Source organism: Halorhodospira neutriphila (genome assembly GCF_016584055.1).
Classification (GTDB): Bacteria; Pseudomonadota; Gammaproteobacteria; order Nitrococcales; family Halorhodospiraceae; genus Halorhodospira; species Halorhodospira neutriphila.
This window is the reverse complement of record NZ_NRSH01000173.1, coordinates 1-3695: the sequence shown is the minus strand read 5'-3', so window position 1 is coordinate 3695 and position 3695 is coordinate 1. Positions and strand designations below refer to the sequence as shown.

Below are 3695 nucleotides of genomic sequence, written 5' to 3'. Positions count from 1 at the left end.
CGGCGGCTAGCGCAGCAGCAGGGCGGCGGCCACGCGCCGGTCCTCGCTCATGAGCAGGTTGAAGGTGCGGCAGGCGGCGGCGGTGTCCATGGCCTCGAAGCCGATGCCGGCGTGGATGAGCGAGCGCATCAGCTCGCGGGCCGGGAAGGCCTGCCGCGCCCCCGTGCCGAGGAGGATGAGCTCCGGGGCCCAGTCGATGGCCGGCTGCAGGTCGGCGAGGGCCAGCTCGTCGAGCCTCTCCGGGCGCAGCTGCGTGGAGAGCGTATCGGGCATCAGGAGCACGCTGGTCTCGTAGGTGTGCTCGTTGATGGTGATCGAGCCGGGCTCGTAGGCGCGGATGCGGTAGGTGGCGGTGCCGTCGTCGCGGGCGAGCTTCATCGGGGCGCCTCGGGAAGTCTGGCCGCAGAGCCCGCATTTTAGCACTTGCGTCGATTTGACACCTCCCGGCGCGATCAGTACTTTGCAAAGGTTTTTCGATCCTTTGATCTTCTAGAAGATCCCCTTGAGGTTCGCCCGTGGACGCTGATCTACCGAAAGCCGACTTTCCGCGGATCAAGCGGCTGCCGCCGTACGTGTTCAACATCGTCAACGAGCTCAAGGCCGCGGCGCGCAAGCGCGGCGAGGACATCGTTGACTTCGGTATGGGCAATCCGGACCAGCCGACGCCGCAGCACATCGTGGATAAGCTCTGCGAGGCCGCGCAGCGCCCGGATACCCACCGCTACTCGGTCTCCCGCGGCATCCCGCGCCTGCGCCGGGCCATCGCCCACTGGTACGAGGACCGCTACGGGGTCCACCTCGACCCGGAGACCGAGGCGATCGTCACCATCGGCTCCAAGGAGGGGCTGGCGCACCTGGCGCTGGCCACCCTCGGGCCGGGCGACGCGGTGCTGGTGCCCAACCCGGCCTACCCGATCCACCCCTACGGCGTGGTCATCGCCGGGGCGGATATCCGCCACGTGCCCATGGTCCCCGAGGGCGACTTCTTCGCGGAGCTGGAGAAGGCGATCCGCGACACCTTCCCCAAGCCGAAGATGCTCATCCTCAACTTCCCGTCCAACCCGACGGGGCAGTGCGTGGAGCTGGAGTTCTTCGAGAAGGTCGTCGACATCGCCCGCAAGGAGGGGATCTGGGTCGTCCAGGACCTGGCCTACGCCGAGATCGTCTTCGACGGCTACAAGGCCCCCTCGATCCTCCAGGTCCCGGGGGCGAAGGACGTCGCGGTGGAGTGCTATTCGCTGTCGAAGACGTACAATATGCCGGGGTGGCGGATCGGCTTCGTCTGCGGGAACCCGGACCTGATCGCGGCCCTGGCGCGGATGAAGTCGTACCTCGACTACGGCATGTTCACGCCCATCCAGGTGGCGAGCATCCACGCCCTGGAGGGGCCGCAGGACTGCGTCGAGGAGAACCGCGAGCGCTACCGCGCCCGGCGCGACGTCCTCTGCGACGGGCTGGAGGCGGCCGGCTGGCCCATCGAGCGGCCCAAGGCGACCATGTTCGTCTGGGCGCGCATCCCGGAGCCGTACCGGGAGATGGGCTCGCTGGAGTTCGCCAAGAAGCTGCTCGCCGACGCCAAGGTCGCCGTCTCGCCGGGGATCGGCTTCGGCAGCTACGGTGACGGGCACGTGCGCTTCTCGCTGATCGAGAACGAGCACCGGACCCGCCAGGCGATCCGGGGGATCAAGCAGATGTTTCGTCGGGATCAACGGTAACCGAATTGGGAGAGTGGGGAGGTAACGGCTTGAAACCGGTCAATGTGGGGATGCTCGGCATCGGGACCGTCGGCTCCGGGGTGGTCAATATCCTCGAGCGCAACGCCGACGTGATCAGCCGCCGGGCGGGGCGGGAGATCCGCGTCAGCCACGCCTCGGCGCGCCACCCGGAGCGCCCGCGCAGCTGCCGGCTCGAGGGGATCGCCCTGACGCAGGACCCCTTCGCGGTGGTCGACGACCCGGAGGTGGAGGTCGTCGTCGAGCTCATCGGCGGCTGCGAGCCGGCCCGCGAGCTCATCCTGCGGGCGATGGCCAACGGCAAGCACGTGGTCACCGCCAACAAGGCGCTGATCGCCCAGCACGGCAACGAGATCTTCGCCCGCGCCTGCGAGGCGGGCGTGACCGTGGCCTTCGAGGCGGCGGTCGCTGGCGGCATCCCCATCATCAAGGCGGTGCGCGAGGCGCTGACCGGCAACCGCGTCGAGTGGCTCGCCGGGATCATCAACGGCACGGCCAACTACATCCTCACGGAGATGTTCTACGAGGGCCGGGAGTTCGGCGAGGTCCTCGCCGAGGCGCAGCGGCTCGGCTACGCCGAGGCCGACCCGAGCTTCGACGTCGAGGGCATCGACGCCGCCCACAAGCTGACCATCCTCGCCTCCATCGCCTTCGGCATCCCGCTGCAGTACGACAAGGTCCACGTCGAGGGCATCGACCACATCACCCGCGCCGACGTCGCCTGGGCCGAGGAGCTCGGCTTCCGCATCAAGCACCTCGGGCTCGCCTTCCACGAGGAGGACGGCTACGCCCTGCGGGTCCACCCGACGCTGCTGCCGCGCCGGCACATGCTCTCCAACGTCGACGGCGTCATGAACGCGGTGATGGTCAACGGCGACGCCGTCGGCCCGACGCTCTACTACGGCGCCGGCGCCGGCGCCGAGCCCACCGCCTCGGCGGTGGTCGCCGACATGATCGACGTCGTCCGCGAGTTCAACCTCGAGCCCGAGAACCGCGTCCCGTACCTGGCCTTCCACACCCACTCCCTCTCCGAGGGGCCGGTGCTGGCCATGCGCGACGTCGAGACGGCGTACTACCTGCGCCTGTCGGCCCGCGACGAGCCCGGCGTCCTCGCCGAGGTGACCCGGGTGCTCGGCGACTTCGGGATCTCCATCGAGGCGATCATCCAGAAGCAGCCGGAGGCCGGCGCCGAGCACGTACCGATCATCCTGCTCACCCACCGCGTCCGCGAGCGCCAGATGGACGCCGCCATCGAGCGGCTCGAGCAGCTGGACAAGACCACCGGCCGAGTGGTGCGCATTCGGGTCGAGAGCCTGGAGTAACCGATGCCCTTCCGTCCCCGCTACACCGGACTCATCAACAAGTACATGGACCGTCTGCCGGTGCGCGACGACGTGCGCATCGTCGGCCTCGGCGAGGGGCAGACGCCGCTGATCCAGCTCACCCACCTGCCGCGGGACCTCGGCCGCGACGTCGACCTCTTCGTCAAGTTCGAGGGGCTCAACCCCACCGGCTCGTTCAAGGACCGCGGCATGACCATGGCCGTCACCCGGGCGGTCGACGAGGGGGCCAAGGCGATCATCTGCGCCTCGACGGGCAACACCTCGGCCTCCGCCGCGGCCTACGCCGCCCGCGCCGGGATCGCCTGCTTCGTGCTCATCCCCGACGGCAAGATCGCCATGGGCAAGCTCGCCCAGGCGATCATGCACGGCGCGCAGATCCTCCAGATCCGCGGCAACTTCGACGCCGGCATGGGCCTGGTCAAGCAGCTCGCCGAGAAGGAGCCGCTGACCATCGTCAACTCCGTCAACCCCTACCGCCTCCAGGGGCAGAAGACCGCCGCCTTCGAGATCATCGAGGAGCTCGAGCGCGCCCCCGACTACCACTGCCTGCCGGTGGGCAACGCCGGCAACATCACCGCCCACTGGATCGGCTACAGCGAGTGCGCCGAGGGGGCGGCGG

At 69.0% G+C, this 3695-nt stretch carries 4 protein-coding genes; 3 read left to right on the top strand and 1 reads right to left on the bottom strand.

The window, feature by feature from the left end:
- Nucleotides 1-6: 6 nt before the first annotated feature.
- Nucleotides 7-378, bottom strand: coding sequence for an Mth938-like domain-containing protein (locus CKO13_RS11210; RefSeq protein ID WP_200261019.1), 372 nt, complete (start codon nucleotides 376-378; stop codon nucleotides 7-9).
- Between the two features lie 137 nt (nucleotides 379-515).
- Between CKO13_RS11210 and alaC the strand changes: the two genes are divergently transcribed.
- From alaC to thrC, 3 genes are all read left to right on the top strand, one after another.
- Nucleotides 516-1715, top strand: coding sequence for an alanine transaminase (gene alaC / locus CKO13_RS11205; RefSeq protein WP_200261016.1), 1200 nt, complete (start codon nucleotides 516-518; stop codon nucleotides 1713-1715).
- A gap of 29 nt (nucleotides 1716-1744) precedes the next feature.
- Nucleotides 1745-3055: a homoserine dehydrogenase gene (locus CKO13_RS11200; protein ID WP_200261013.1), complete on the top strand. Its 1311-nt coding sequence runs from the start codon at nucleotides 1745-1747 to the stop codon at nucleotides 3053-3055.
- Between the two features lie 3 nt (nucleotides 3056-3058).
- On the top strand, nucleotides 3059-3695 hold a 637-nt coding region (gene thrC, locus CKO13_RS11195), incomplete at its 3' end, for a threonine synthase (protein WP_200261010.1).